At 45.4% G+C, this 678-nt stretch carries 1 protein-coding gene; it reads left to right on the forward strand.

Annotated features, from left to right (window positions below; translation table 11 throughout):
• Positions 1–678 (forward strand): MSCRAMM family protein (locus RV15_RS18815; RefSeq protein WP_281246852.1); only part of this gene is annotated, 678 nt, incomplete at both ends.

A 678-nucleotide genomic window follows, 5' to 3' on the forward strand; every position in this document is an offset into this window, starting at 1 on the left:
ATCGTCAAGGACGAATAAAGATCAAGAAAATCGATAAAGAGAGTAAAGCGGTCTTGTCAGGGGCAGAGTATCGCGTGAGCGATAGTCAAGGCAAACCAGTAATAGCGAGTATCAAAACGGGAGCTAACGGAACAGTGACGACGGGGTACTTACCGGCAGGGAACTATCAGGTACAAGAGAGCGCGGCCCCGACAAACTATGATCTAGCAACGCCCTCAAGTATTGAAGTGACCGTAAAAATGGGCGAAACCACTCCTGAGGTAGTATTTGAAAACCAACGTCAAAAAGGTGGACTCCAAGTCATCAAACAAGATGATACAAAAAAACGATTAGCAGGTGCGAAATATATCGTAAAAAATGCCTCAGGAACCCAAGTAGGAAGTGGTCAAACCAACGCCAATGGTGTGTATACTCTAGGGAATTTACCAACTGGAAAATACACAGTCAGTGAAACAGCGGCCCCTACAGGGCATGTAGCGGCACCAGTAGAAGGAAACAATCGAGCAGTAGAAGTTGTGAGAAACCAAACAGCGACGCTAACCTTTACGAATAATCGCCAAGGGCGAATAAAGATCAAGAAAATTGATAAAGAAAGTAAAGCGGTCTTGTCAGGAGCAGAGTATCGCGTGAGCGATAGTCAAGGCAAACCAGTAATCGCGAGTATCAAAACGGGAGCTA

It is taken from the genome of Enterococcus silesiacus, from assembly GCF_001886225.1.
In the GTDB taxonomy this organism is placed as follows: domain Bacteria; phylum Bacillota; class Bacilli; order Lactobacillales; family Enterococcaceae; genus Enterococcus_L; species Enterococcus_L silesiacus.